The organism is Rudaea cellulosilytica DSM 22992 (assembly GCF_000378125.1).
Taxonomy (GTDB): Bacteria; Pseudomonadota; Gammaproteobacteria; order Xanthomonadales; family Rhodanobacteraceae; genus Rudaea; species Rudaea cellulosilytica.
This window is the reverse complement of sequence record NZ_KB899244.1, coordinates 200,024-226,361: the sequence shown is the minus strand read 5'-3', so window position 1 is coordinate 226,361 and position 26,338 is coordinate 200,024. Positions and strand designations below refer to the sequence as shown.

Genomic DNA, 26,338 nt, shown 5'->3' with positions numbered 1-26,338 from the left:
TGCCGATCAGAACCACTTTTTCCATTTGAATATCGCGAGCGGCACGATCACGCTTATCGCCATGACCGTCAACGCCATTGCGTAGCCGTGCGGCCAGTCGTATTCGGCGATCGACTTGAAGTTCATGCCCCAGATGCCGGCGAATGTCATCGGCCCGATCGTCACGACCGAGACGATAGTGAGCACCTTCATGATGTCGTTCTGGTTGTTGTTGATGAAGCCGAGCACGGCATCGAGCAGGAACTGCAGGCGGTCGGACAGTTGCTGGTCGAATTCGTTGAGCGAGGCAATGTCGGTCTGCATCGTCTTCAGCCGCTGCAGATGCTTCTTGTCGATCCAGGTCGGCGCGGTTTCGCAGAGATAGGCGATCACGCGCGACACGCCGAGCATGGCCGCGCGCAGCTGCACGATCTGGCGCTGCATCGCGCCGACCTTGAACAGCGCGCCGCGCAGCAGGCCACGCTGGCCGCGCTCGTCGGAAAACACCGCGCGCGACAGTTTCGACAACTCGCCGCTGGTTTCTTCCATGCGATCGGCGGCGATGTTGACGATTGCCTCGATCAACGCGATGAAGGTCTCGACGCTGCCGTTCGGCGCATCGGCAGCAGTCGCGAGCTTGCTCGTGTGCGCGAAGGCGAGCGACTCGGCGTAGCGGATCGAGACGAGCAGCTTCGGCGTCAGCACGAAACCGAGTGGCGTCATCGCACCCTTGCCCGATTCGGCGCGCACGAAGGCGGGGATATTGAGGCGCAGTATCTCGTTGTCCGCATGCAGGCGGCTTGAGAGTTCGATCGCGCTGATCTGATCGCGTTGCGGCAGTTTCGCGCCGAGCACGCGTTCGGCTTCGGCGCGCTCGGCGGCATCCGGATCGAGCAGATCGAGCCAGACCGGTGTGCCGCTGGGCGCGGCCGTGCCAGATTTCCATACGCTGCACGCGGCCGGATGCGCGGCGTGGATCGTCAGCATGGTTTTTCCTCTACCATTGCGCTACAGGCGCAAGCATAACCCGGCATATGTCAGGAACTTCCAAAGGGCGCCCTAAATTCCAGGATTCAAATGCTCACGACCATTTCAATCATTGCTGTCACCTGCCTCATTTCCTTCCTCGGCTTTAACAACGCGCAGTTGATCGACAAGCTGATCTTCTGGCCACCCGCGGTCAAGCGCGGCCAGTACTACCGCTTTCTCAGCCATGCGCTGATCCATGCGGATGGCGCGCATCTGTTGTTCAACATGATCACGTTGTACTTCTTCGGCAGGCTGCTGGAGGGATTCTACGAGCAGGTACTGGGGCCGTTCGGTTTTGCCCTGTTCTATGCGGGCGCGGTGGTGGTGGCGATCCTGCCGAGCTATTTCGCGAACAAGGACAATCCCGCCTACCGCAGTCTCGGTGCGTCTGGCGGCGTGTCAGCCGTGCTGTTTGCCTTCATCCTGCTCAGCCCGTGGTCGCGGATATACGTCTGGTTCGTGCCGATGCCGGCGATTCTCTATGCGGTGGCGTACGTGGCATATTCGATCTATATGGAGCGCCAGGGACGCGACAACGTCAACCACAGCGCGCATCTGTGGGGCGGTGCCTACGGCGTCGCCTTCACCTTGCTGGCCGAGCCGCGCGTGTTCTCGGCGTTTCTGCAGCAGCTCACCAACCCGCGATTCTGAGGACGGGTACCGAGCGGCAAGACGTTTGCGTTTGAATCCACCACACAGACAGGAGTTTTCGCATGGGCACGAAGAATATCGCCGTTATCGTCGGTAGCCTGCGCAAGGAATCGATCAGCCGCAAGATCGCAGAGAACCTGATCGCACTCGCGCCGTCATCGCTCAAGCCCGCAATCGTCGAGATCGGCGACCTGCCGCTGTACAACCTCGATCTCGAGACGGAGGCGCCCCCGCCGTCGTGGCAGCGGTTCCGCGATCAGGTGCGCGCCGCGCAGGGATTGCTGTTCGTCACACCGGAATTCAACCGGTCCGTGCCAGGTGCGCTCAAGAACGCGATCGACGTGGGCTCGCGTCCGTACGGCAAAAGCGTCTGGGCCGGCAAGCCCGGCGCGATCGTGAGCGGTTCGATCGGCAACATCGGCGGCTTCGGCGCGAACCACGCCCTGCGTCAGTCGATGGTCTTCCTCGACGTGCCGCTGATGCAGCAGCCGGAGGTCTATCTGAGTGGCTTCGACAAGCTCGTCCAGCCTGATGGCTCGCTCGTGCCGACGACGCAGGAATTCCTGCGCAAGTTCATGCACGCGTTCGCCGCCTGGGTCGACAAGATTGCTGGCAGCTGAGTGAAGTTTCGTGAACGCCGCCGCTCAGACTTGATTTAGCCCGTCAGGCGTATATTTTCCACGTATCCCACGCGGCGGAGTGCGTCATGAATGCGGTCGTCAAATCCACGGTCATTGCCTTGCTTGCCACAGCCGGCCTCGGCTTGGGCGGCTGCGTTTATTATCCGGTGCGCACCGGTGTCGTCTACGACGGGCGCAACGGCAACGCCGTCGTCGACTACGATGACAGCGACGTCGGCTACTACGCGCCGGCGCCGGCTTATTACGGCTACTACGATCCCTACTGGTACGGTCCGGGGTGGTATGGCTACGGGCCGTCGCTCAGCCTCGGCTTCTATGGCGGATATTGGGGTGGCCACCGCTACAGCGGTCCTTGGCGCGGCGGCCACGGCGGCTATTGGGGCGGGCGTGGCGGTAGTGGGCACGCCGGGCCGATTGGTCACCATGGCCATCACTGATTCTTTATAAAAAACCCCGGCGAAAGGCCGGGGTTTTTTTTGGGGGTTACGAGGCGATCAGCGATAATCCCACTGCGCGTACTGGCGCGGCGAAATGCGCTCGCCGTTCTGCGCGACGAAATCGAAATCGTTGGCAAGCGGTGGAAATGCCTCGGCTTCCTCGCGACTGACCGAGCCGTCGTGGTTGCGGTCCAGTTCGGCAAATGTCGGCTTGGGGCCGTAGCGATCGGGGGCGGGCATGCCGGTGCGCACAATGACCTCATGGCCCTGTGCATCGGCGAGATGCCGTACCGTGTCCTGCGCCAAGCACGGTGTCGCGGCAGCAAAAAGGAGGGAGACGGTGATCGCAGCACATGAGACGGCATTCATAGACATTCTCCAGGCGGGAATTGGCAAGCAAGTTCGACCTGAATGAACGCACGGAGTTCTGTATTGGATGACTGCCGGATAACTGCAGAATGCTGAAATTGAGCCTGCAGCAGGCACGCAACCTGCATCTGGCGGCCCAGGGTCTGCTCGTGCCTGCGCGCGCGCGGGCCACACGCAAGGCCGTGCGCGCCGCGATCGAACGCATGCGCCTGCTGCAGATAGACACGATCCACGTCGTTGCGCGCAGCCCCTACCTGGTTTTGTTCTCGCGCCTCGGCGACTACGAGCCGCGCTGGCTGGACGAAGCGCTGGCGCACGCCGACATCTTTGAATGCTGGGCGCACGAGGCCTGTTTCGCGCCGATCGGTGACTTGGGCCTGCATCGGCATCCGTCGCCGATCCGCGCGGGACATTGGGCGCACAAGAGCGCTGCGCGCATGCAGCGCGAGCACCGCGCCGAGGTCGCGGCGCTGATCGAACATGTGCGCGCGAACGGCGCGGTAAAGTCGTCCGACTTTGAGCGCCAGATCAAAGGCGTTGGCGGCTGGTGGAACCGATCGAACGAGAAGCGTTGGCTCGAAGCCGGTTTCGTCCTGGGCGAGCTGATGATCGCGCGGCGCGAGAATTTCCAGCGCGTCTACGACCTCAGCGAGCGCGTGCTGGCCACTGCGCGCGCCCGAGCGCGCGCGAACATTCGCGTAGCGAATGGCCCGAGTAAAGCGCCATCCATCGATGCTGATACGCGGCTCGACGAAGCGGACATCCGCCGCGAGTTCCTGGTCGGCGCGGTGCGTGCGCTTGGCATCACCCAGGCGCGCTGGATCGACGACTATTTCCGTCTGTACAAGAAATTCAAGGATGCAGCGTTGGAACCGCATGTCGAATCGGGCGAGCTGATCCGTGTCGAGGTGCGCGGTTGGGAGAATCCGGGTTACGTGCATCGCGACCATGCGCTGCTGCTCGCGCGTGCCGCGCGTGGCGCGCTGCGCGCGACGCATACCGCGCTGCTGTCGCCGTTCGATCCGGTGGTCTGGCATCGCGAGCGCGCGAGCGCGATGTTCGGCTTCGACTACACGATCGAATGCTACGTGCCGGGCCACAAACGGCGCTACGGTTATTTCGTGCTGCCGATTCTGCATCGCGGACGCCTGATCGGCCGGCTCGATGCGAAGGCACACCGTGCCAGCGGCGAGTTCGAGGTCAAGGCGATCTTTCTCGAACCCGAAGTCGAGCCTGATGCGGTGCTGCTTGCCGATGTCGCCGCGGCCATCCAGCGCGCGGCGAATTGGCACCAGACACCACGGGTGACGATTCGGAAGAGCAAGCCGGCGGCATTTGCGACGATGCTGCGTGCCGCATTGAGGCAGTAGTTGCGAGTCGCGTCGCACTATTTCACGCGAGCGGCTACTGAATTCGGTGTCTACCTCACCGCCACTCGACGACCGACCTGAAGTATCTGCATCAGCTCGATCTGGACGGCACGACTCCGATGGCCGAAAGCACTTCGATCGTTAGGAATGCTGTTTGATTGCCAGCCTGACTTGTCCTCAGTTCTCTCTTCCTGGGTCTGCATCCGCCGTCGCTCCGCACCAATAGGCGAGCGCTTGCTCGCCAAAGTTGCAGTCCGGGTCCAATCGTGCGAGCCGTATCAGGCAGCCTTTGAACGCCTCGGCCTCGGAGCGGAGTCCAAGCAAGCACATGCTTCGTAGGATGTGTGAGATGCGCAAGTTATTGTGCGTTGGTGCTGTCGCCCATTTGGCTTTGCGGTCGTCCCAGTTCTCGCCCTTCTCAACGTGCCATGTGCGTTCGCGCAAGCCGTAGAAGCACAGCATGCGCAAATACGCGCTGCGCAGTCGATCGCGTATCACGTCGTTCGCTCTGAACGCGGCGATCGTGTCGCTGTCGAGTAGCGGCGCATGCGGGTTCGATCCGCTCGGCTCGGGAAGCGGGAAAAGCCATTGCATATACCCTTGTGTGCGCTCGAGCCAATCGTCGCCACGCGCGAGGACATCGGCTAGCCGCCGACCGCGGTCGTCGGGCTGGTCGTGCAGATAGAACGCGAAGATCCGAGCGCTTACTTGGTTGGAATCGTGAGACACGACGAGCCTTCGAGTCTTGGCCGTATTACTACTACAAGCGCAAAACAGACCGCTCGCCTATCACGTCGACTCAACGGCTTTTCCTGCGATCGCTAACCACCAACTCGATAGTTGCCCCTTGCTATCCCAAGCTGACGAGGAACGTTCGGGAACAACGGGGACAAGAAGCCAAAGAAAAACCCCGCTTTCGGCGGGGTTTAGGGTCTGCTTGGAATGTCTTGAAACAAGATTTGGTGGAGTGGAGGAGGATCGAACTCCCGACCTTCGCATTGCGAACGCGACGCTCTCCCAGCTGAGCTACCACCCCGAATCGGGTCAGCGCGAGGCAGGCTCGCGCCGAGCCGCATATCATACAGCCCCGCGGCATTTCCGCCAAGTATTCGGCGCGGAAAATTCCAGATGGCAGTTCGCGCCGGTCAGTTGCCGACAAGCACCGCGCGCAGCGCGGCGTACTCGTTCGCCAGCGGATCGGCGTGCGCCGGGCGTGCGAGCAGGGCAGCGAGGCTGGGTGGCACGGAAACCGTGGCACCGATCAACGGCTCGACGATGCTGTCGAATTTGGCCGGATGTGCCGTGGCGACTACGGACCAGTCGCCCTCGGTGCCCTGCGCGCGCAGTCGTTCGAGCAGGTGGATCGCCGTGGCGGTGTGCGGGCAGAAGATTTCGCCGTAACGCTTGTGGCGTTCGCGGATCGTTGCGCGGATCGCCGCGTCATCGACCGACATGGAGACGAACTCACGGCGCAGAGTGGCGGCGTCCTGATACAGCCATGCCAGTCGCTCGAAGTTGCTCGGCGCGCCGACGTCCATCGCGTTCGCGATCGTTGCGACGCTCGACTGTGCGGTGTAGTCGGCGCCGGCGAAGAAGTCCGGCAGCACGCGGTTGGCGTTGGTCGCGAGTGCGATGCGTCCGATCGGCAGACCGCAGGCGCGCGCGAGTACGCAGGCGACGGCATTGCCGAGGTTGCCGGTCGGCACGACGAAGTTGAGGGGCGAACCGCTTGCGCGGAAGTGCTTCAGCGAGGAATCGGCGTAGTAGCTCATCTGCGGCAGCAGACGGCCGAGGCTGATGCTGTTGGCGGAACTGAGCGGCGCGACCGCACGCAGCGCGTTGTCGCTCAGCGCCTGCTTGGCCATACGCTGACAGTCGTCGAACGCGCCGTCGACGCGCAAGGCGCGCACATTGCCGCCGAATGCGCCCAATTGGTGCGCCTGGCGTGGCGAGACGCGGCCGTCGGGATAGAGGATCGCGACCTTGAAGCCGGGCAGTCCCGCGAAGGCTGCGCCGACCGCCGCGCCGGTGTCGCCCGAGGTCGCGACGATGATCGTCAGCGGCTTGTCCGTCTCGCGCGGAAGCCGCTGCATGCAGGCGGCGAGGAAGCGCGCGCCGAAATCCTTGAACGCGGCGGTGGGTCCGTGGAACAGTTCGAGTACGTGGTCGCCTGGCGTGGCCAGCGCGCGCAGCGGCGCGTCGAAGGTGAATGCCTGCGCGCAGATCGCAGGCAGTTCGGCTGCGAGCGCGTCGTCGACGAAGAACGGCGCGAGCAGGCGCGTGGCGATGGCGGGCAGGTCGTTGCAGCCATCGAAGTCGGATGGCGCAAGCTTCGGCAGAGATTGCGGCACGTACAGGCCGCCGTCGGGCGCGAGTCCCGCGGCGAGTGCGGCGGAAAGTCCGAGTGCGGGGGAGTTTCCTCGTGTGCTGATGTATTTCATGCGATGACGTGCGCTGCGGGCCCGTTGACGGGGGAGATGAAGGATTCGCTGGCGATGCCGGCATCGGCGAAGGCGGCCTGCATTGCTGGTGCGGCGACTTCCGCTTCGGCGCGTGACTCGAACCAAGCGAATACGGACGGGCCGGCACCGGAGATGCTGGCGCCCATCGCGCGCTGATCGAGCGCGGCCTGCTTGACGCGGGCGAAGCCTTCGATCAGCGGCGCGCGGCGCGGTTCGACGAGCACGTCGTTCAGTCCGGCGCGCACGAGGCTGGCGTCGCCGCGCTGGCAACCAGCAAGGACGAGGGCGAGATTCGCGCTCTGTGCAACGAAGTCGCCGATCGCGTACGCGCCCTTGAGCGCTTCGCGTGCACGCCGCGTTTCGAGCACTGCATCGGGATGGACAAGCACGCTGTGCCAATTTTCCGGCACCGGAATCCTGACCAGATGATCGAGCGTGGCGAGTACGACCCCACCGAGCAGCATCGGTCCGATGTTGTCGCCGTGGCGGCCGCCGCTGGCGACGGCTTCGCCGGCGAGCGCATGCGGATACAGCTGTTCGACGCTGAGTGGTGCGTCGAGCAGTGCGTTCGCGGCGACGAGCGCGGCGACGCACGAAGCCGCCGAGCCGCCCATGCCCGAGCCGAACGGAATACCCTTGTCGAGTTCGACCTCGAAGCCGAACGGCAACTTGAGCGCCTCGCGCAGTGCGATCAGCGCGGCGCCGGCGGTGTTTTTTTCGGCTTCGAGCGGCAGCGCAACCGGTGCGTTGCGGATGGCGGAAATCTGGACTTTGCCGCTTTGTATACGACGCACCGTGGCGCGGTCGCCGGCGCCGGCGAAGCTCTGGCCGAGGATGTCGAAGCCGATGCCGAGGTTGCCGATTGAGGCGGGCGAGAACGCCGTCGCTTCCATCCTCATACGCGCGCACCGAGCGAGGCGGCGACGCGCAGCAGGTCGGCGAACACGCCGGCAGCGGTGACCTCGGGGCCCGCGCCGGGGCCTTGGATCACCATCGGATTGCTGTTGTAGCGTTTGGTCGAGAACTGCACGACGTTGTCGGTCAGCTGCAGGTTGGCGAACGTATGCGAGCGCGGCAGCTCGACGAGGCCGACGCTGGCCTTGCCGTCCTTGTCGAGCTGGGCGACGTAGCGCAGCACGCGATCTTTCGCTTTCGCCGCGGCGAGGCGCGCGGCGATCGGCGCGTCGAGTTCGCTCAGGCGCGACATGAATTCTTCGCGCCCCGCGCCGAGCAATGGAGACGGCACGAGGTTCTCGACTGCGACGTTTTCCAACGAGAGCTCGCGTCCCGCTTCGCGCGCAAGGATGACCAGTTTGCGCGCCACGTCGATGCCGGAAAGATCGTCGCGCGGATCGGGCTCGGTGTAGCCGAGCTTGTGCGCTTCGCGGACGAGCTCGGAAAACGCGATGCTGCCGTCGTATCGATTGAACAGCCACGCCAGCGTACCGGAAAAAATCCCCGCCACTGCGGTCAGCTCGTCGCCCGTGTCGATCAAGTCGCGCAGGGTCTGCATCACGGGCAGACCGGCACCGACGGTCGCTTCGTAGCGGAAGCGCGCGCCGCTCTGCGCCGCTGCAGCTTTTATTGCGCGGTAGCGGTCGAGCGGGCCGGCGCCGGCTTGCTTGTTCGGCGTGATCACATGGATGCCCGCGGCGAGCCACTGCGGATATTTCGCCGCGACCTCGTTGCTGCCGGAGCAGTCGACGATGACCGTGTGCGGCAGATGCGCGGCGATCAGGTGCTTCATGAAACCGTCGATGTCGTTGCCGACGAAATCGCCGTCACGGTCGCGCCAATTCGCGCCGAGATCGCGCTCGTCTGCGAGCAGGTATTTGGTCGACAGGATCGCGCGCAGGCGCAGGTCCAAGCCGGCCTCGCGGCGCAGGCGCGGCGCCGCGGCCGAGATCTGATCGAGCAGGGCCGCGCCGACCTTGCCCGGGCCGATCAGGCCGACCGAGATTGTCTGCGGCGACAGCCAGAATGCCGCGTGTGCGGCACGCAGCGCGAGCGTGGCCTGGTCGTTAGAAATCGCGACCGAGATGTTGCGCTCGGAGGCGCCCTGGGCGATCGCGCGGATGTTCACGTGCGAGCGCGCCAGCGCATCGAACAGGCGCGCGGCAACGCCGGGTACGCCGGCCATGCGGTCGCCGACCACGGCCAGAACGCTGATATCGCGCGACACTTGCACGCCGTTGATCTGGCCGGCATGCAGCTCGCGCGCGAACGCGCCTTCGATCGCGGCGCGCGCGGTGTCGGCCTCGGCGAGCTTGACCACGCAGCAGATCGAATGCTCGCTCGAGCCCTGCGAGATCATCACCACCGAGACGCGCGCGGCGCGCAGCGCGGCGAACACGCGCTCGGCCGTGCCGGGCACGCCGATCATGCCGGTGCCTTCGACGTTGAGCAAAGCGAGGCCGTGGGCCAGGGTCAGACCCTTGACCGGGCCGTTCTCATCGCCGCGCGCGTCGATGCGCGTGCCCGGCAGTTCGGGCTTGAACGTGTTGCGGATAAGGATTGGCAGCCCGCGCGAGATCGCCGGCGCCATCGTCTGCGGATGGATGACCTTGGCGCCGAAGTAGGCCAGTTCGCAGGCCTCGTTGTAGCTCATTGCGCTGAGGGTCACCGCCTCCGGCTCGATGCGCGGGTCGGCGCTGAGCACGCCGTCGACGTCGGTCCAGATGTGCAGTTCTTCGGATTTGTACAACGCCGCGAAAATGGCCCCGGAGTAGTCGCTGCCGTTGCGGCCGAGCACGGTGTCGCGGCCGTTCTCGTCGCGTGCGACGTAGCCGGTGACGACGACGCGCGGTTGTGGATGCGCCGCGCGCCAAAGCGCGAGTTTGGCTTCGGTCACGTCCCAGTCGACTGCGACGCCGAGTTCCTCGTGGCGCACGACGAGCACTTCGCGCGCATCGCACCAGGCGTAGTCCGCGCCAAGCGAACGCAAGAGGGCGTGCAGCAGCCAAGACGACCAGACTTCGCCGTTACCGCTGATCGCTTCGGCGACGCCGTTTCCGGCGCCGCGCAGCACCGCGATCGCATCGAGCACCTTGGAGAGTTCGTCGAAGCGCGCGGTCAGCCAGTCTTTGGCCGGCTGCGCCTTGTCCGCGAACAGTTCCTCTGCGGTATCGAGGTGGCGCTGGCGCAAGGCTTCGAATTTGTCGCGCCAGGGCTGGTTGGCCGCGGCCGCGGCGGCGAGTGCGAGCAGCGCGTCGGTCACGCCCGACATCGCCGAGACGACGACCACCTGGGTGGCTTCCGGCCGCGCACGCACGAGCTCGGCGACGTGGCGGATACGCGCTGCGTCCGCCATCGAGGTGCCGCCGAATTTGTGCGCGACGTTCGACAACGTATTAACGCGTTGTGACGTCGGAGAGGCGGCTGCGGCAGGGTGAAGCGGTTGGGCGAGCGTGGTCATGAAACCTCCGGAAGGCCGTGCATTCTACCGAAGGTTTGCGGCGCGAACCGCACCTTCGTCGAGGTGCGGGGCCGTGTGCTTAGGAATTCAGTTGCGCACGACGGACCGCACCACACGGATAGTGGTAATGGTCGTCATGGTAATCGTCGTGGCGCGGGACATGCCGCTAGTGGAACCGATCCACGGTCGCACTGTCAAGCGAGTTGGCCGTCTAGACGGCCAAATTCATGAAATTTGTCGCCGTCTGGGTGGTCGAGTCGTGAAAAGCGCCGTCGCCTGCACGGCCGATTCGTCGATGGGACGCCGATGAGGTGCCGAGGATCACGGCAGCTTCGCATTCAGCGGATCGAACAACAGCGGTTTGCGCCAGCCTTCGAGCGCTCCCGGCCAAGCACGATCGGTGAGGAAAGCTTCGATGTGGCGGCGCGGGCAGAGCAGGCCTTCGGGAAGATCGAGCTGTCGGGCGATGTCCGCCACGGCATCCTTCATCGCGGTCGCGGCGCGTTTTTCCGCTGACGACATTGGCGGCGGAATCGCCGTGGTCGCAGCATCGTCTTCGCCCAACGGCGCCTGCAACAGGGCAAGCACTTCGGCCCGCGGCGCGGAGCGCAGTGCGCGCAGGCCTTTGGTGCGCTCGAACAGCTGATCGTCGTCGGTCGGCGGCCGTTGGGCGAGATCGAGCGCATGCGCATCGTCGAGCAGCCAGGAGCGCGGTTTGTCGTAGTGGCGCGCGGCCGTTTCGCGCCAGCGCAGCAGGCGACGCAGCAGGATCTGGTTGTCGCGAGGCCAGTCGAATGCGCTGCGGAAGGCGCGCTGCGGCTGCGAATCCAGCGTGGCGCGACGCACGCGCTCCACCAAACGGCTGCAATCCTCGGCCAGCCATTCGCTGCGGCCGAGCGACTCCAGCGCATCGGCGAGACGGGCATGGATCTGCGGCAGCCAGGCCACGTCCTGCGCGGCATAGTCGAGTTGCGCGGCGCTGAGCGGGCGCTGCAGCCAGTCCGAGCGCGTTTCCGACTTGGGCAGATCGACGCCGAACAGCGTGGCGACCAGTTTCTGGTAAGAAAGGCCGAAGCCGAAGCCGGCCATCGCGGCGGCTATTTGCGTGTCGAACAGCGTAGCTGGACCTGAGGGAACGACGCTGGCGAGCGCTTCCAGGTCCTCGCTCGCGCTGTGCATCAGGCAGATATTTGCCGGGTCGCGCAGGCGCGCGGCGAGCGCGGCATGGGCGCCTAGCCTGGTCGAATCGAGCAGGGCGATCTCATCGCCGAGTTTGACCTGCACAAGGGCGAGGATAGGCGCGAACGTGTTTGTGCGCATGAATTCGGTATCGAGCGCGACGAGCGTGCTATCCGAATGCTGGGCGATCCATGTGGTCAGCGCGGTGTCGCTGTCGATCCATGCGTGCATCGGAAACCTTGGTTGAACCGAGCAAGGCGGTCCGGAAAGTGAATATAGCGTATGTGCGCCGACAATCTCGGGTTGCGGCGCGCGAGCGCATAGCCTAAGGTTCCGAGGCAAGACTGTCAGCCGGTATTTTCCAGCCGAACCGCCGATGCCCGGTAGCGATGTCGTCAACAAACAGACTGCGCTAGGCGGTGCCGCGGGCATCGCCCTGCTGCTGTTTGCGCTCGCCTGGCGTTTCTTTCCAGGCATGCCGGCACAGGAACCGGCGACTGGATCGTCGACCGATGCTGCCGCGCCGAGCAATGCGCTGATCATCGCCCAAGCACAGCGCTCGGGAGAAACGACGAACGCATCCGTTGCCGAACGCGAGCAGGCGGCACAATGGGGGCCGCCGATCAGTTTGGCCCCGCCGCCGCCGCCGCCGCCGAAGGCGATCGCTGCCTTGCTGAAGAAGGCCGACGATGCCTTCGCCAAGGGCAAGCTGATCGAGGCGAAGGACGGCGCACTCGCTTACTATCGGCAGGTGCTCGACGCCGACAACCGCAGCGCGGCAGCGAACGCCGGCGTGGAAAAAGTCGCGGCCGCGATCCTGCAGCAGACCGGCGACGCGCTCGACCGTGGCGACGAAGACGAGTCCGCGCGTCTGATCGCCGTGTTGCGCGACCAGGCACTGGCCGAGGAGTCCATCGACGATTTGCAGTCGCGGCTGAAGAAGCTGCGCCAGACGACGCCGTTGCTGACGCGTGCAGCCGAGCTGCTGCATCGCGAGGCCAAGGACGACGCCGAAGCGGCGAAGAACCGCAGCGATGCGCTTGCGGTCTATCGCCAAGTGACCAAGATCGACCCCGACAACAAGCTTGCCGACCTGGGGCTCGCACAGATCGAGCGCACCTGGCTTGACCGCGCGCTCGCGGCGGCCGCGCAGGACGACTACGGCGGTGCCGAGGACGCGCTGCGCAGCGCGTCCTCGATCCGCCCGGGTTCGCAGCAGTTGCTCGACACGCGCAGTCAGATCCAGGGCATCCGCGAGCAGCGCGCGACGGCGGTGATGGCACAGGCCAATTCCGCGCTCGATGCGGGCAATGCCGACCTTGCACAATTGCTCGCGCAGCGCGCGCTCGGCTTGAGCCCTGATGTCGGCGGCGTCGACGCGTTCAACGAGCGTCTGCGCAATGCGCGCCTGTACGCGAGCTACAAGCCCGGGCAGGTGATCAGCGATGCTTTCGTCGACCGCAACGGCAAGGCCCCGGCCATCGTGGTCGTGCCGATCGGCAGCTTCACGATGGGCTCGCCGGCGCAGGAACCCGGCCATCGCAGTACCGAGGAGCCGCAGCGCGAGGTGAAGGTCGTACTCGGTTTCGCGCTTGGCGAGGACGAGGTCAGCGTCGCCGATTTCCGCGCATTCGTCGACGACGCCAAATACCAGACCGACGCGGAGAAGATCGGCAGTTCCACGGTCTACGACGAGGACTCAGGGCGCACGATGGACCGCCGCGGCATCAGCTGGCGCAACGACTATAGCGGGGCCATCGCAGCCGACAATCTGCCGGTGGTCCACGTCTCCTGGAACGATGCCAAGGCATACACGCAATGGCTGTCGGCGCGTACCGGCAAGCGCTACCGTTTGCCGAGCGAGGCCGAGTACGAGTACGCCTTGCGTGCCGGCACGACGACGCGTTACTGGTGGGGCGACGGCAATCCGCCCTCGAAGCTGGCGAACCTGACCGGCGACGGCGACAAATCCCCGTCGGGCCGGCGCTGGAGCAACGCTTTTCCGCGTTATAGCGACGGCTACTGGGGGCCGGCCCCGATCGGCAAGTTTGCCGCCAATCCGTTCGGCTTGCGCGACATCGACGGCAACGTTGCCGACTGGGTCGAGGACTGCTGGCACGACAGCTATCTGCGCGCACCGGCGGATGCCCGTGCCTGGGTCAATCCCGGCTGCGAACGCCGCGTCGTGCGCGGTGCTTCCTGGGGTAGTGCGCCGGAGCAGGCGCGTTCGGCTTTCCGCACGAATCTGCCCGTCGACGCGCGAAACTCGCAGGTAGGCATCCGCGTCGCTCGCGACCTGTAAATTCTGCGACGTAGTATACATTTCAACTTTTCTCCGCAATCCGCGGTCCGGCGTATGATGTTCGCGTTTAAATGCCGGGTTGGCGGGGCTCGATGCGTCGTCGTCAACCCTTAGTTTCGCTACAACAATTTCCTGCGCCGTCAGCAACCATGCCGGCGCCTGCACGGTGAGTAGTTTTCGGAGTCGCCCACCGGGCTGCCCCTTTCCGATTCCGAGGAGAGCTACGATGAATAGCCGTTTTGAACGCACTGGCCCGATCGATGAACTGAGCAGTTATCCGGCGTGGGCGCAGGATATGGTCGACTCCTGTGCAGACGCCAAGCGAGAAGTTGTTGAGCACGAGTTGTTTGCGCTGATGCGCGAGGCGCAATTGAGCACCGAATCCACCGCAAGCTTCATGACCGGCGTGTGGCCGGTGATCGAACGTTTTCCCGCGTACATGTCCGCAAGCCTGATGAAGACCCGCTATGGCCGCAGCGAGGGCGACAACATGGCGCGGCGTTGGCTCGTGCGCAATATCCGCGTCGAACAGAACCATGCGGAGTATTGGCTGGATTGGGCGGAAGGCGCCGGCGTGTCCCGCGACAAGGTGCTCAACGGTTGGGTGCCGACCGACGCGATGGTGTTGGCCAACTGGTGCGAAGAGGTCAGCACGGGCGACGGGCTCGCGGCGGGCATCATTGCGACGAACTACGCGGTCGAGGGCGCGACCGGTGAATGGTCGCAGCGCGTCTACGAGGGCGCAGCCTACCGGGAGAGCATGCCGACGCCGCAGGCCCTGCGCTGGCTGAAACTGCACGCGGCCTACGACGACGAACATCCGTGGGAGGCGTTGGAAATCGTCTGCGCACTGGTCGGCAACAACCCGGTTCCGCAACAGGTCGCGCACCTGCGCGAGTGCGTGCGCAGAAGCTACACCAGCATGCGCATCGTGATCGACCGTTGCCTGGCGGCATCGCGCTACGGCATGGATATTCTGCGCGAAGTCGCAGCGTAATGCGGCGACGTCCAGGCGTATGATGCGCATTATGAAAGGGAATACGACAGCGTCTGGGCAAGCGCTCACCCAGCGGCTTATGCCGCTGGCGTGGGGCCTGTTCGCACTGGTCGCGCTCGTGCTGATTCTGATGTGGGGCGCGCAGCAGGTGCAGCTTGCGCTCGCCGGTTTGCTCAACGGCGAAAGCACCTGGTCCAAGGCGCAGAAGCAGATCGTCGTCGACTTGCAGGACTACGCGGTGCAGGGCAACCCCGAAGCCATGGAGAGCTTCCAGCGCAATTACGCCTTGCTCGGCGACGATCGCTTCGCCCGCGAGGAAACGACCCGCGAGAACTACGACTGGTACGCGGTCAGAAGCGCGTTCGAGCGCGGCAAGGTCATACCCGAAGCGATACCGGTCATGATTTTCATATTCCGCCATTTGCGCTGGGCGCCTTATGTGCGCGATGCGCTCAAGGCGTGGTATTCCACCGATGCCTCGATCGACGAGCTCGGTGTCATCGCCGCGGAGCTGCGCAAAGAGCGCCACTCGGCCGATTGGACATCGGCGCGGATGGAGACGCAAACCACGCGAATCGCGATACTCAACTACTTCATCCAGCCGCAGACTGAGGTGTTTTCCACGTCGATCGCCCAGGGCACGGTGTGGATCGGGCGCATCCTCTACGGCTGTGTGTTCGCCATCGTGGGTCTGGCGTCGCTGCTGTGGCTGACCATGGCGCGGAGGACGATGGCGAAGATTCGCGGCACCGAGGAACGTTATCGCGTTCTGTTTGACAGCGCCGCCGATGCGATCGTCATGGTCGACGAGGATGATGGCCTTGTCCTCGATGCAAATCGCACGGCTGCCGCCTGGATCGGGCGTACGCCGCACGAGATCGTGGGCAAGCGCTTTGCGGATCTGGTCGTGGAGAATTCGTCGGATCAAAAGGCGTCGACGAACGGCCAGTTGCGCGCACATGACGGCGGCTTGCGGCCGGTGGAAACGCAGTGGAGTATGGCGCGCTGGGGCGAGAAACATGTGCGCCAGGCGATCATTCGCGACGTGTCGGAGCGCGTGGCGATGGAGGAGGAGCGGCGCATCGCGGCCGAAGCGCTCGCGTCGGTCGCAGAAGGCGTGATCATCGCCGACGCATCGCGGCGCGTAATCGCGGTCAACGCGGCGCACACGGCATTGACCGGGTTTTCCGCCGAGGAACTCGCCGGCAAGCGTATCGACGACATGCGCGTGTTGCCGCATGGCGGGCTGCTGCCGCCATCGATCTGGGCGCAGATCGCGGCGACGGGCTCGTGGTTGGGCGAAGTGCGTACGCGGCGCCGCGACGGCAGCTTGTACGACGAGCGCTTGAGCATCAGCGTGATCCGCGACGATCATGGGCGCGTCCAGCGCTATGTTGCAGTGATCGCCGACATCACGACATCCAAGTCCGACCGGTTGCAACTGGAGTATTTGGCCAGCCACGATCCGCTGACCGGCCTCGTCAACCGCGCCCAGTTCGAGGAACATTGTTCGAAGGCGATTATCGCCGCCGAGAGGACGCGCGAGGCGGTCGCGGTGCTGTTCATCGATCTCGATGCGTTCAAGATCGTCAACGACAGCTTCAGTCATGCAATAGGCGACCGCCTGCTCTCCACCGCTGCGGAGCGCGTCGCCAAGCAGCTTTCGCCGCTTGACCTCGCCGGACGCATCGGCGGCGACGAGTTCACCGTGCTCGCGCGCGGCCTGAGCCTGCGCGAGGATGCGGCGGGACTGGCGAACCGCCTGCTCGCGAGTTTGTCCGAACCGTATCGCATCGACGACCATGAGATCGTGATCAGCGCGAGTATCGGCATCGCCGGCTATCCGCTCGATGCGGCCGATGCGGCGACGATGATCGCCAATGCGGACGCGGCGATGTACGCGGCGAAGACCGAAGAGCGCAATTGCATGCGCTTCTACACACCGCTCATGCACGCGAAGGCGCGCAGTCGGCTGCAGACTGCGGCCGAACTTCGGCAAGCGCTGGCCCGCGACGAATTGCACATCTTCTATCAGCCGAGCGTGGAATTGCGCAGCGGGCGCATCGTTGCGGTCGAGGCCCTGTTGCGTTGGCGACATCCACTGCGCGGCATGATCGCGCCTTCGGAATTCGTGCCGATCGCGGAGAATCTGGGCATCGTCCGCCAGATCGACCAATGGGTCATGCACAGCGTGCTCGCCAAGATCGCCGAATGGGAGCGTGCCGGCATGCCGCCGATTCGCGTCGCGATAAACGTGTCGGCGAACTGGTTCGGGCACCATGCCTTCGTCGAGGCGTTGAGCCGGGCGCTGATGGAAACCGGCGTGGCGCCGTCGCGCCTCGTGCTCGAAATCACCGAAAGCTCGGTGCTGCGCCTCGGCGAGGATACCGATCGGATCATGCATCGCTTGCACGAGATCGGCGTAAGCGTGGCGATCGACGACTTCGGCATGGGCTATTCGTCGCTGGTCTATCTCAAACTGCCGGCGATCACCTGGCTGAAGATCGACCGCACCTTCATTTCCGGCCTGCCCGGCGATTCGAATGACGCGGCGATCGTCCAGGCGATCCTTGCGATCGGCAAGAGCCTGAGCCTGCGCACGATCGCCGAGGGCATCGAGACCGAGGCCCAGCGCGATTTCCTCGTGCGCGCCGGCTGCATCGAAGGCCAGGGCTTCCTCTATTCGCAGCCGCTGGAGGCGACGGAAATCGAGCGCATGCTATTGCCGAACATGGCGCTGGCGAAGACGCGGTTGCGCGTAGTGGAATAACCACATTGCGGCGGCGCGCCTGCCGGCGCAGCGCCCGTTCTCCTACGAACTGCGGCGATCAGGCCGTCTTCGCCGCCGGCGCCGGCGGGTCGCGCAGCTCGCGGCGCAGGATCTTGCCGACATTGGTCTTCGGCAGCGAGTCGCGGAATTCGATGATCTTGGGCAGTTTGTACCCGGTCAGGTTGTGCCTGCAGTATTCCTTGATCGTTTCCGCTGTGAGGCCGGGGTCCTTCTTGACGATGACGACCTTGACCGCCTCACCGGATTTCTCGTCGGGGACGCCGATCGCCGCGCATTCGAGTACGCCCGGACAGGAGGCGACGACATCTTCGATTTCGTTCGGATACACGTTGAAACCGGACACCAGGATCATGTCCTTCTTGCGGTCGACGATGTAGAAATAACCTTTTTCGTCCATCTTCGCGATGTCGCCGGTATGCAGCCAGCCATCGGGCGTGATGACCTTGGCCGTCTCTTCGGGGCGCTGCCAATAGCCGCGCATTACCTGCGGGCCCTTGATGCAAAGTTCGCCGGCTTCGTCGACGCCGAGCAGCTTGCCGTCATCGTTTTGGATGCACACGTCGGTCGAGGAAATCGGCAGGCCGATCGAGGCGTTGTATTCGGGCAGGTCGAGCGGATTGATGCAGGCGGCCGGTGAGGTTTCGGTCAGGCCGTAGGCTTCGACCAGCGTGCACTTCGTCGTTTTCTTCCATTTTTCCGCGACCGTACGCTGCACGGCCATGCCGCCACCAAGCGTCAGGCGCAGGTTGGAGAAATCGAGCTTGTCGAAGCCTTCGGTGTTGAGCAGGCCGTTGAACAAAGTGTTGACGCCGGTGATCACGCTGAACTTCACCTTCGACAGTTCCTTGACGAAGCCGGGCATGTCACGCGGATTGGTGATCAGCACGCTGACGCCGCCGATCAGGGTGAAGACGAGGCAGTTCGCGGTCAACGCGAAGATGTGGTACAGCGGGATCGCGGTGATGACGACTTCGCGACTTTCCTTGAGGTTGGTGCCGAGCCAGGCCGCAGCCTGGAGCATGTTCGCGACCATGTTCTTGTGCGTCAGCATCGCGCCCTTGGCGACGCCGGTCGTGCCGCCGGTGTACTGCAGGAAGGCGATGTCTTCGTGGCCGATATCGATCTTCGGCAATTTGCCCATGCCACCGAGGGTGAGCGCGTCGTTGAAACGCACTTCGTGATCAATGCGGTACTTCGGCACCATCTTCTTCACGTGGCGCACGACGAGATTGGTGATGAACGCCTTCGGGAAGCCGAGCATGTCGCCGATGGCAGTCGTGACTACGTGCTTCACCGTCGGCGCCTGCGGCAGCACTTCGGCCAGCGTCGCGGCGAAATTGTCGAGCACCACGATCGCGCTCGCGCCGGAGTCATTCAGCTGGTGCTTGAGTTCGCGTGCGGTGTACAACGGATTCGTGTTCACCACGGTCAAGCCGGCGCGCAAGATGCCGAATGCGGCCACGGGGTACTGCAGCACGTTCGGCAGCATGATTGCTACGCGGTCGCCTTTCTTCAGCTTGAGGTCGTTGACCAGGTAGGAGGCAAACTGCGCGCTGAGTCGATCGATGTCGTCATAACTCAGCGCCTTGCCCATGTTCATGTAGGCCGGGTTGTGGCGAAATTTGTCACAGGAAGCCTCGAGCACTTCCGGAATCGACCGGTACTTGTTCACGTCGATTTCCGCCGGTACTTCGGCCGGATAGTTAGCCAGCCAAGGACGGTCATTGCTCGCAGTCATTGCTCCCTCCTGATTCTTCTTCGTGCCTGTGCGCCGCGTACCCCACGCAAACGCTTGTTTGAGGGAATTTGAGCATGTGCGGACAACGCCGGCAAGCGGCGACGCAGCGCGGTGACTAGCACAACGACGGTGGATGTGCGGATCGGTGCTGAAATCCAATGCTGTTCGAAGCAGGCTTGCCAGAGCGGCAGGCGTACGCGCAGGTTGCGAACGGCGTCGCCTTCCGGTTTGCCCGCGGTGTTTACCTTCGTTTGCGAAAAGTCCTCCTTTTCTGCACTTTGACCCGGCATGGTGGTTGCGGGGTAACGCGGGGTAGCGGCGGGGTGTATGAAGCGTATTTTTGTCGTGGGTTGTCCAAGGTCTGGTACCACCATCGTACAGGCCTTGCTGGCGCGGTATCCGAACGTGCTGACGTTACCGGAAACCGCTTTCTTCGAGAGTGTGTTCGGCGGTATCGGCCAACGCTGGCAAGACCCCGACGTGCGCCGCGACCCGTGGTATCGGCGACATGGATTCTTCGCCCGATCCCACGGGCCGCGGCGTCTGCACCGGCTCGAGACCGAACTGCTCGGCTTGTCGCAGGCTCCGCCGTGGCGGATAGAACCTTGCATCCGCCGGTTCGTCCGGTTGCTTGACGAGGCTGCTAGTTTGCAACGCTGCGAGGCGTGGGTGGAAAAAACTCCCAACCACGTGATGTACGTTGAGGAGATTGCGCGGCATGTCGCCGACGCACGCTTTGTGCATGTGCTGCGTAACGGCGAAGATGTCGTCGCTTCCGTCGTCGATGCCGACCTGATCCACCCCACGCATGCGTTTCATGGCGGGGTAAGGCATTGGGTGCGGCGCTGGAATCGGGTAATGGAAGTACAGATCGCGCAGCTCGGCGCACCTGGCCACTATGTGCTTTGTCTGGAAGATCTGGTCGAGCAGTTCGATCGGCAATGGGAGCGGCTATGTGCTTTTCTCGACTTCGATTCGTCGCTGCCGCTCACGGCGACGCCGCACAATGCCGTCGCCAACGCCGCGGCGGAACCGTGGAAGCGCAATGCACTGTCGGGCGTCGTCCAGCGGACGATGCGCAAGAGCGAGAACCTTTTCGGCCCGCGCATGCTGGAATGGATGCGTTCGAGCCTGGTTTCCTATGACGACATCCGCGCACGCGTGGCGCGTGTGCAGGAATGCGGCGCGCAACGTTCTTGCGCCGCAAAGTTCGCGTTGCCGGAAACGCGAACGCCCGGGCGTGACCGGGCGTTCGCTGCTTAGCCGAGGCGTACTGCCGCCGATTTAGGCGGCCTTGGAGCTCGCTGCGAGCTGGCGCAGCACGAACGGCAGGATGCCGCCGTGGCGGTAGTACTCGACTTCCTTCGGCGTCAGCAGCAGCACCTTGGCCTTGAACTTCTTCTCGCCGGCCGTGCCCTTGGCGACGACCGTGATTTCTTTCGCCGCGCCGTCCTGCAAGCCTGCGATCTCGAACATTTCGTCGCCCTTGAGGCCGAGCGTCTGCGCGTTCTGTCCGTCGACGAACTGAAGCGGCAGCACGCCCATGCCGACGAGGTTGGAGCGGTGGATGCGCTCGAAGCTCTCGGCGATCACGGCCTTGACGCCGAGCAGCAGGGTGCCCTTGGCCGCCCAGTCACGCGAGGAGCCGGTGCCGTATTCCTTGCCGGCAAGCACGACCAGCGGAGTGCCTTCCTTCTTGTATTCCATCGCCGCATCGTAGATAGGCAGCTTGGGCGACGACTTGCCGTCCTTGCCGTAGTAAATCGTGTTGCCGCCTTCCTCGCCGCCGAGCATCAGATTCTTGATGCGGATGTTGGCGAAGGTACCGCGCACCATGACGTCATCGTTGCCGCGGCGCGAGCCGTAGGAGTTGAAGTCGGCCTTGATCACGCCATGCGCCTGCAGAAACTGGCCAGCGGGCGAAGTCGCCTTGATGTCGCCGGCCGGCGAGATGTGGTCGGTGGTGATCGAGTCGCCGAAGATACCGAGCACACGCGCGCCCGAGATGTCGTTGATCTTGCCGACCTGCATGCGCATGCCGTCGAAGTAGGGCGGATTCTTGATGTAGGTCGATTTCTCGTCCCAGCCGTAGCGCTCGCCGGTCGGTGCGGCGATCGCATTCCAGCGCGAGTCGCCTTTGAACACGTCTGCATAGTTCTGCTTGAACAACTCGGGCCCGACGGTCGTGGCGATGACGTCGCCGATTTCCTTGTTCGTCGGCCAGATGTCCTTCAAGTAGACGTCCTTGCCGTCGCTACCCTTGCCTAGCGGCTGCGCGGTCAGGTCGATGTCGACCGTGCCGGCGAGTGCGTAGGCGACGACGAGCGGCGGCGAAGCGAGGTAGTTCATCTTCACTTCCGGATGCACGCGGCCTTCGAAGTTGCGGTTGCCCGAGAGCACCGACGCAACCACGAGATCACCATCGCCGATGCCCTTGGAGATTTCCGCCGGCAGCGGGCCGGAGTTGCCGATGCAAGTCGTGCAGCCGTAGCCGACGACATAGAAACCGAGCTTCTCGAGATCGCCGAGCACGCCGGCCTTTTTCAGATAATCGGTGACGACCAGCGAACCCGGACCGAGCGAAGTCTTGACCCACGGCTGCGCCTTGAGGCCTTTCTTGACCGCATTGCGCGCGAGCAGGCCGGCGCCGAGCATCACCGCCGGGTTCGAGGTGTTGGTGCACGAGGTGATCGCGGCGATCACGACCGCGCCGTCCTTGAGCTGGAAATTCTCGCCATTGCGCGTGACTGCCTGACCCGGGCCGTTGACGCTGGCGTCGTGGCCGATTGCCGTATCGCCGCCTTCGTTGGCGAAGCGTGCCTCGGCGCCATTCTTCGGCTTGCGGTTAGCCGCCAGGGCCCCGAGCGATTCGGTGTAGCTCTTGCCGACGTCCTGCAGCAGCACGCGATCCTGCGGGCGCTTCGGGCCGGCCAGCGACGGCTTCACATCGGCGAGGTTCAACTCAAGAGTCGAGGAAAATTCCGCATGCGGCGTGTTCGCGTCGTGCCACAAGCCCTGTGCCTTCGCATAGGCCTCGACCAAGCCGATCAAATTGTCGTCGCGGCCGGACAAGCGCAGGTAATTCAGCGCTTCGGCATCGATCGGGAAGATGCCGCAGGTCGCGCCGTACTCGGGCGCCATGTTCGCGATCGTTGCGCGATCGGCGAGCGGCAGATGCTGCAGGCCATCGCCGTAGAACTCGACGAACTTGCCGACCACGCCGTGCTTGCGCAGCATCTGGGTCACGGTCAGCACGAGGTCGGTCGCGGTCGTGCCTTCAGGCAGCTTGCCGGAGAGCTTGAAGCCGACCACCTGCGGAATGAGCATCGAAGAAGCCTGGCCGAGCATCGCCGCCTCGGCCTCGATGCCGCCGACGCCCCAGCCGAGCACGCCGATGCCATTGATCATCGTCGTATGCGAGTCGGTGCCGAAGACGGTGTCCGGGAAAGCCCAGGTCGCGCCGTCCTTGTCCGCCGTCGCCACAACGCGGGCGAGGTATTCGAGATTGACCTGGTGCACGATGCCGGTGCGCGGCGGCACCACCTTGAAGTTGTTGAGCGCCGTCTGGCCCCAGCGCAGAAAGCCATAACGCTCTTTGTTGCGTTCGAATTCGATCTTGACGTTGAGGTCGAGCGACCCGGATTCGCCGAACGAGTCGACCTGCACCGAGTGGTCGATCACGAGTTCCGACGGAATCAGCGGATTGATCTTCGCGGCATCGCCGCCGAGCATGACGATGGCGTCGCGCATCGCGGCGAGATCGACCACGCACGGGACGCCGGTGAAGTCCTGCAAAACGACCCGCGCGGGCATAAAGGCGATTTCGGTGTCCGGCTCCTTCTTCGGCTCCCATTTTGCGACTGCCTCGATCTCCTTCGCGGTCACGTTGACGCCGTCTTCGTGACGCAGCAGGTTCTCGAGCAGGATCTTCATCGAGTAGGGCAGGCGCGCGATGTCGAACTTCTGGCCGAGTTTGGCGAGGCTCGCGATCGCGTACTTCTTGCCGCCGACCTCGAGAGTGTCGCGGGTGGCGAAGGAATCGGTCATGAGGAGGCTCCTGGCGTGTCGAGTGGGGGCGGGGAAGCTAGCCCCATATTATCGCGCAGTTTGCTGCATTGCGGAAGCAACGGTCTGGACGCATAGCAAGCCAGTCTGGGGGCGATTTATTGAGTTCAGAGGCGAGGTTTCGACCAGGAACGGCAACCTGGCGTTGCGCCAAGTTCTCGATATTCTCAAGGCAATCAGACCCCGAACTCCCCCGAAGCGGGGCTCGATTCTGTCTCCTGCGGAGAATTCGACCGACGGTCAAAAAAAAGGGCGCGGAATTCCGCGCCCTTCACAAGCCTTTTTACATTCGACTATGGGCTGATTGCTACGGAACCGCCCACCGTCATGACAGTAGCCAACCCTCCTGTGCCATTGACTACGATCAAGCCGCTGTCTCCGGCGTTGACGCTCACACCTGCAACCGATACGGAGCATGTCTTGATGGCGCCTACCGCAATCAAGAGAGGTGGATATGTGACGGAGCAGGTCAATCCCGTTGGGTTCAACGTAAGCGAACCACCGGCCACCGTACCCGTGTACAGCGTGGCTGTCACTGTCGTTGGACTGAGCAAGGTTACTGCTACCGTGTTCATAACGGTCGCGTTCAACGTATGGAACGTGCCGGTTTGCGGGAAGGTCTGCACCAGTGGCAACAGCTGAGGCGCTGTCGCGAGACTGATCGGCCCCACCGTGACCGACGGAGAAGTCACCAACTCCGCTCCCGAGACAGGCATTGCGGCGCCAGTGCCGACCACGCCGCCCAGAAGGATTGTCAACGGAGCCGCGGTCATGCTGGACGTGAACGCCATGCCGGAACCCGTGGCGCCTGTTGCGCCCGTAGCGCCGACTCCTGTCGCGCCTGTGGCACCGGTAGCTCCCGTTGGACCGGTCGGTCCCGCTGCACCAGTCGCTCCGTTGGTGCCGTTCGTTCCGTTTGTGCCCGTGGCGCCGGTTGCACCCGTGGCACCATTGGCGCCTGTGGTACCGGTCGCACCTGTGGCTCCATTCGTGCCCGTCGCGCCAGTGGTTCCGGTCGCGCCTACCTGTGCCAACAGTTTCCAATCTGTCGGATCCGATCCCGGATTCCCGTTGTTTTGGCCAGTAACGTTGACATAGGTGGATCCGCCGAACGTCACGACATCGTATACGGCGTAGCTCCCGCCGCCGTAGGGGCCGGTGAAGTTCAGACTTGATCCGGTTGCACCGGTAGCACCTGTTGAACCTCCCGCACCAGTTGCGCCTGTTGCACCGGTTGCGCCATTGGTGCCGTTTGTTCCATTGGTGCCGTTGGTGCCCGTGGGGCCGGTCGCACCCGTTGCGCCATTGGTGCCATTCGTGCCTGTGGCGCCCGTGGTTCCGGTTGCACCTACCTGTGCCAACAACTTCCAGTCGGTGGGATCGGATGCCGGATTGCCGGTGTTCGTACCAGTAACATTGATATAACTGGACCCACCCTGGGTCACGACGTCGTACGGCGAATAGGCTGTCCCGGTACCGCCATAGGCGCCTTTGAAGTTGAAGCCTTGTCCGGTTGCACCCGTGGGGCCCGTCGCACCGGTTGCTCCGTTAGTGCCGTTAGTACCTGTGGCGCCAGTTGCTCCGGCTGCTCCGGTTGCCCCAGTGGCCCCCGTCGCTCCAGTGGCGCCAGTGGCTCCAGTCGCCCCGGTGCTGCTTGCGGTTGGTGCACGGAAATAGCCGTATGCATCGACAACCAAATGGGTTATGCGCTGTGCCACAACCGTGAATTTGCCGTTTGTTTGATTCAGCGGCGCAATACCTTCGTTGGCAATTTCCTCGCCATTGACGTAGTTCATCCAACTGGACAACGGCGAGCTTCCTTCCGGGAATACCGCCAGATAAGCCGGCGGATAATCCGGCATATTCCTCGAGTCGATCGTCATGTTCAGCACCAGCGCTGCGGGAATTGTCCCGGTGAACGAGGTGCAGCCACTGCCGCCTTGGGTGGCTATGTCGGCGAGACCGCCGGCGCCGTCGAAGGTCGTGCTGGAATAATTATCCGGCAGAGGGGTGCCTCCGGGTCCGCCGACGTTCCGCGTATCAACGATGCGACATGGAGTAATCGGGGTATAGACTAGATCGGCCAGATCGGCCGAAGCGCTGGCGGGCGAGTTAGGTGCCACCGAGTTGGTGCTGCCCTGCAAGCCGTTCGAACTAGAGGCAGTTTTGGCGCGGCGCTCTGCGCCCGCACTCGCAGCCATCATCGCTTCCTGCAATGTTGCTGCGGAGCTGGCTTCCTCCAAACCTTTGGCGTCTCCGCTCAACAGGTGATTGATTAACTGCACGCGATTGGGATCCAGCGCGCCGTTGGCGGATTGTGGTGTAAATCGATCTGCGATCGACATCGCGATCGCTATGGTGTTTTTTGCCCGGACAAGCTGCTGGGCGCTTGTCGAATTGCCCGGTACGGTCAGGAGATTTGCTTGCTGCGCTGCAATGGCCGTATTCACGGCTGCGGCGAGCACTGACACGGTAAAAAAGCCGAACCGCGCTGCCCTGATCCTTGACGTCGTCATATGCGCCACCCCTTGCGAGTTGTGTGATGAAGAGCGCAAGGGACGCTTCAGGCATTAAGTCTATTCAAAGAGCATGCCTAAACCCCTGCATTTGTTTTTTAACTTCTATTTTTATTTTAATTTGTGAATTACGACACATATTTGCAAAATAACCCAATTTATTGATTTGAAATTATTATTAATTAATATATTTCCGCAAAAATACAGTGATAAAAATCACAAATTATATATAAAGTGTGATAAATACCACATTTTTGTGGATGCAATGGTCGTCCAAGCAGCGGCTCGGAAATGGCTCAATTGGGTCAACTTCCGCCACATCCGTCACGAAAATCGACCCGCGGGATCGTTTGAAACGTGTCGAACTGCGCGCCAGGGCGCGCTCGGGCACATTAGG

General features: G+C 63.4%; 19 protein-coding genes and 1 tRNA gene. 8 read left to right on the top strand and 12 right to left on the bottom strand.

Features of this window, described 5'->3' with window-relative positions; all coding sequences use genetic code 11:
• Positions 1–6: 6 nt before the first annotated feature.
• Entirely contained in the window at positions 7–966 is a 960-nt protein-coding gene (locus F455_RS22260) for a CorA family divalent cation transporter (RefSeq protein WP_018974634.1), read from the bottom strand.
• Positions 967–1,056: 90 nt separating this feature from the next.
• Here F455_RS22260 and F455_RS0117585 point away from each other — a divergent pair, with 90 nt between their 5' ends.
• The 3 genes from F455_RS0117585 to F455_RS22255 all read left to right on the top strand — a co-directional run bounded on the left by F455_RS0117585 (position 1,057) and on the right by F455_RS22255 (position 2,737).
• Entirely contained in the window at positions 1,057–1,659 is a 603-nt protein-coding gene (locus F455_RS0117585; RefSeq protein ID WP_018974633.1) for a rhomboid family intramembrane serine protease, read from the top strand.
• Between the two features lie 62 nt (positions 1,660–1,721).
• On the top strand, positions 1,722–2,279 hold the full coding sequence (locus tag F455_RS0117580) for an NADPH-dependent FMN reductase (protein ID WP_018974632.1): 558 nt from the start codon (positions 1,722–1,724) through the stop codon (positions 2,277–2,279).
• Between the two features lie 86 nt (positions 2,280–2,365).
• Entirely contained in the window at positions 2,366–2,737 is a 372-nt protein-coding gene (locus tag F455_RS22255) for a hypothetical protein (RefSeq protein ID WP_018974631.1), read from the top strand.
• A gap of 57 nt (positions 2,738–2,794) precedes the next feature.
• On the opposite strand, the gene F455_RS21330 is transcribed toward F455_RS22255, so the two are convergent.
• The gene (locus F455_RS21330; RefSeq protein ID WP_018974630.1) at positions 2,795–3,106 is read right to left on the bottom strand and encodes a hypothetical protein; all 312 of its coding nucleotides are present in this window, start codon (positions 3,104–3,106) and stop codon (positions 2,795–2,797) included.
• 89 nt (positions 3,107–3,195) lie between these two features.
• Between F455_RS21330 and F455_RS0117565 the strand changes: the two genes are divergently transcribed.
• Positions 3,196–4,476: a winged helix-turn-helix domain-containing protein gene (locus F455_RS0117565; protein WP_018974629.1), complete on the top strand. Its 1,281-nt coding sequence runs from the start codon at positions 3,196–3,198 to the stop codon at positions 4,474–4,476.
• Positions 4,477–4,653: 177 nt separating this feature from the next.
• Here the strand turns inward: F455_RS0117565 and F455_RS21325 are convergent, their stop codons facing one another.
• The 6 genes from F455_RS21325 to F455_RS0117535 all read right to left on the bottom strand — a co-directional run bounded on the left by F455_RS21325 (position 4,654) and on the right by F455_RS0117535 (position 11,763).
• Positions 4,654–5,205, bottom strand: a complete 552-nt coding sequence (locus F455_RS21325) for an opioid growth factor receptor-related protein (RefSeq protein WP_018974628.1) — start codon at positions 5,203–5,205, stop codon at positions 4,654–4,656.
• A gap of 231 nt (positions 5,206–5,436) precedes the next feature.
• Positions 5,437–5,512: transfer RNA gene (locus F455_RS0117555), tRNA-Ala, on the bottom strand.
• Between the two features lie 109 nt (positions 5,513–5,621).
• On the bottom strand, positions 5,622–6,917 hold the full coding sequence (gene thrC / locus F455_RS0117550; protein WP_018974627.1) for a threonine synthase: 1,296 nt from the start codon (positions 6,915–6,917) through the stop codon (positions 5,622–5,624).
• On the bottom strand, positions 6,914–7,831 hold the full coding sequence (locus F455_RS0117545; RefSeq protein ID WP_018974626.1) for a homoserine kinase: 918 nt from the start codon (positions 7,829–7,831) through the stop codon (positions 6,914–6,916). The genes thrC and F455_RS0117545 overlap by 4 nt, the downstream gene beginning before the upstream one ends.
• A 2-nt stretch (positions 7,832–7,833) precedes the next feature.
• Entirely contained in the window at positions 7,834–10,353 is a 2,520-nt protein-coding gene (gene thrA / locus F455_RS0117540) for a bifunctional aspartate kinase/homoserine dehydrogenase I (protein ID WP_083919014.1), read from the bottom strand.
• 321 nt (positions 10,354–10,674) lie between these two features.
• Complete coding sequence (locus tag F455_RS0117535) at positions 10,675–11,763, bottom strand: ribonuclease D (protein WP_018974624.1); 1,089 nt, start codon at positions 11,761–11,763, stop codon at positions 10,675–10,677.
• A gap of 145 nt (positions 11,764–11,908) precedes the next feature.
• Between F455_RS0117535 and F455_RS0117530 the strand changes: the two genes are divergently transcribed.
• The 3 genes from F455_RS0117530 (at position 11,909) to F455_RS0117520 (ending at position 17,601) form a co-directional block, all read left to right on the top strand.
• Entirely contained in the window at positions 11,909–13,834 is a 1,926-nt protein-coding gene (locus F455_RS0117530; RefSeq protein ID WP_018974623.1) for a formylglycine-generating enzyme family protein, read from the top strand.
• A gap of 226 nt (positions 13,835–14,060) precedes the next feature.
• Positions 14,061–14,831 (top strand): iron-containing redox enzyme family protein, encoded by a 771-nt coding sequence (locus F455_RS0117525; protein ID WP_018974622.1) that lies wholly within the window; start codon positions 14,061–14,063, stop codon positions 14,829–14,831.
• Positions 14,832–14,862: 31 nt separating this feature from the next.
• Positions 14,863–17,601 (top strand): putative bifunctional diguanylate cyclase/phosphodiesterase, encoded by a 2,739-nt coding sequence (locus F455_RS0117520; protein ID WP_245540016.1) that lies wholly within the window; start codon positions 14,863–14,865, stop codon positions 17,599–17,601.
• Between the two features lie 58 nt (positions 17,602–17,659).
• Here the strand turns inward: F455_RS0117520 and F455_RS0117515 are convergent, their stop codons facing one another.
• A complete protein-coding gene (locus F455_RS0117515) occupies positions 17,660–19,360 on the bottom strand; it encodes a long-chain-fatty-acid--CoA ligase (RefSeq protein ID WP_018974620.1) in 1,701 nt (566 codons plus the stop codon).
• A complete protein-coding gene (locus tag F455_RS23130; RefSeq protein WP_157579007.1) occupies positions 19,357–19,650 on the bottom strand; it encodes a hypothetical protein in 294 nt (97 codons plus the stop codon). Before F455_RS23130 ends, F455_RS0117515 begins: the two co-directional genes overlap by 4 nt.
• Before the next feature lie 37 nt (positions 19,651–19,687).
• Here F455_RS23130 and F455_RS22710 point away from each other — a divergent pair, with 37 nt between their 5' ends.
• Positions 19,688–20,623 carry a sulfotransferase family protein gene (locus F455_RS22710; RefSeq protein ID WP_026293505.1) on the top strand — a complete coding sequence of 312 codons (936 nt, stop codon included), beginning with the start codon at positions 19,688–19,690 and terminating at the stop codon, positions 20,621–20,623.
• Positions 20,624–20,644: 21 nt separating this feature from the next.
• Here the strand turns inward: F455_RS22710 and acnA are convergent, their stop codons facing one another.
• Both acnA and F455_RS23125 read right to left on the bottom strand, forming a co-directional pair.
• Positions 20,645–23,407, bottom strand: a complete 2,763-nt coding sequence (gene acnA / locus F455_RS0117505; protein WP_018974617.1) for an aconitate hydratase AcnA — start codon at positions 23,405–23,407, stop codon at positions 20,645–20,647.
• Between the two features lie 311 nt (positions 23,408–23,718).
• A complete protein-coding gene (locus F455_RS23125; protein WP_211212348.1) occupies positions 23,719–25,941 on the bottom strand; it encodes a hypothetical protein in 2,223 nt (740 codons plus the stop codon).
• Positions 25,942–26,338 lie beyond the last annotated feature (397 nt).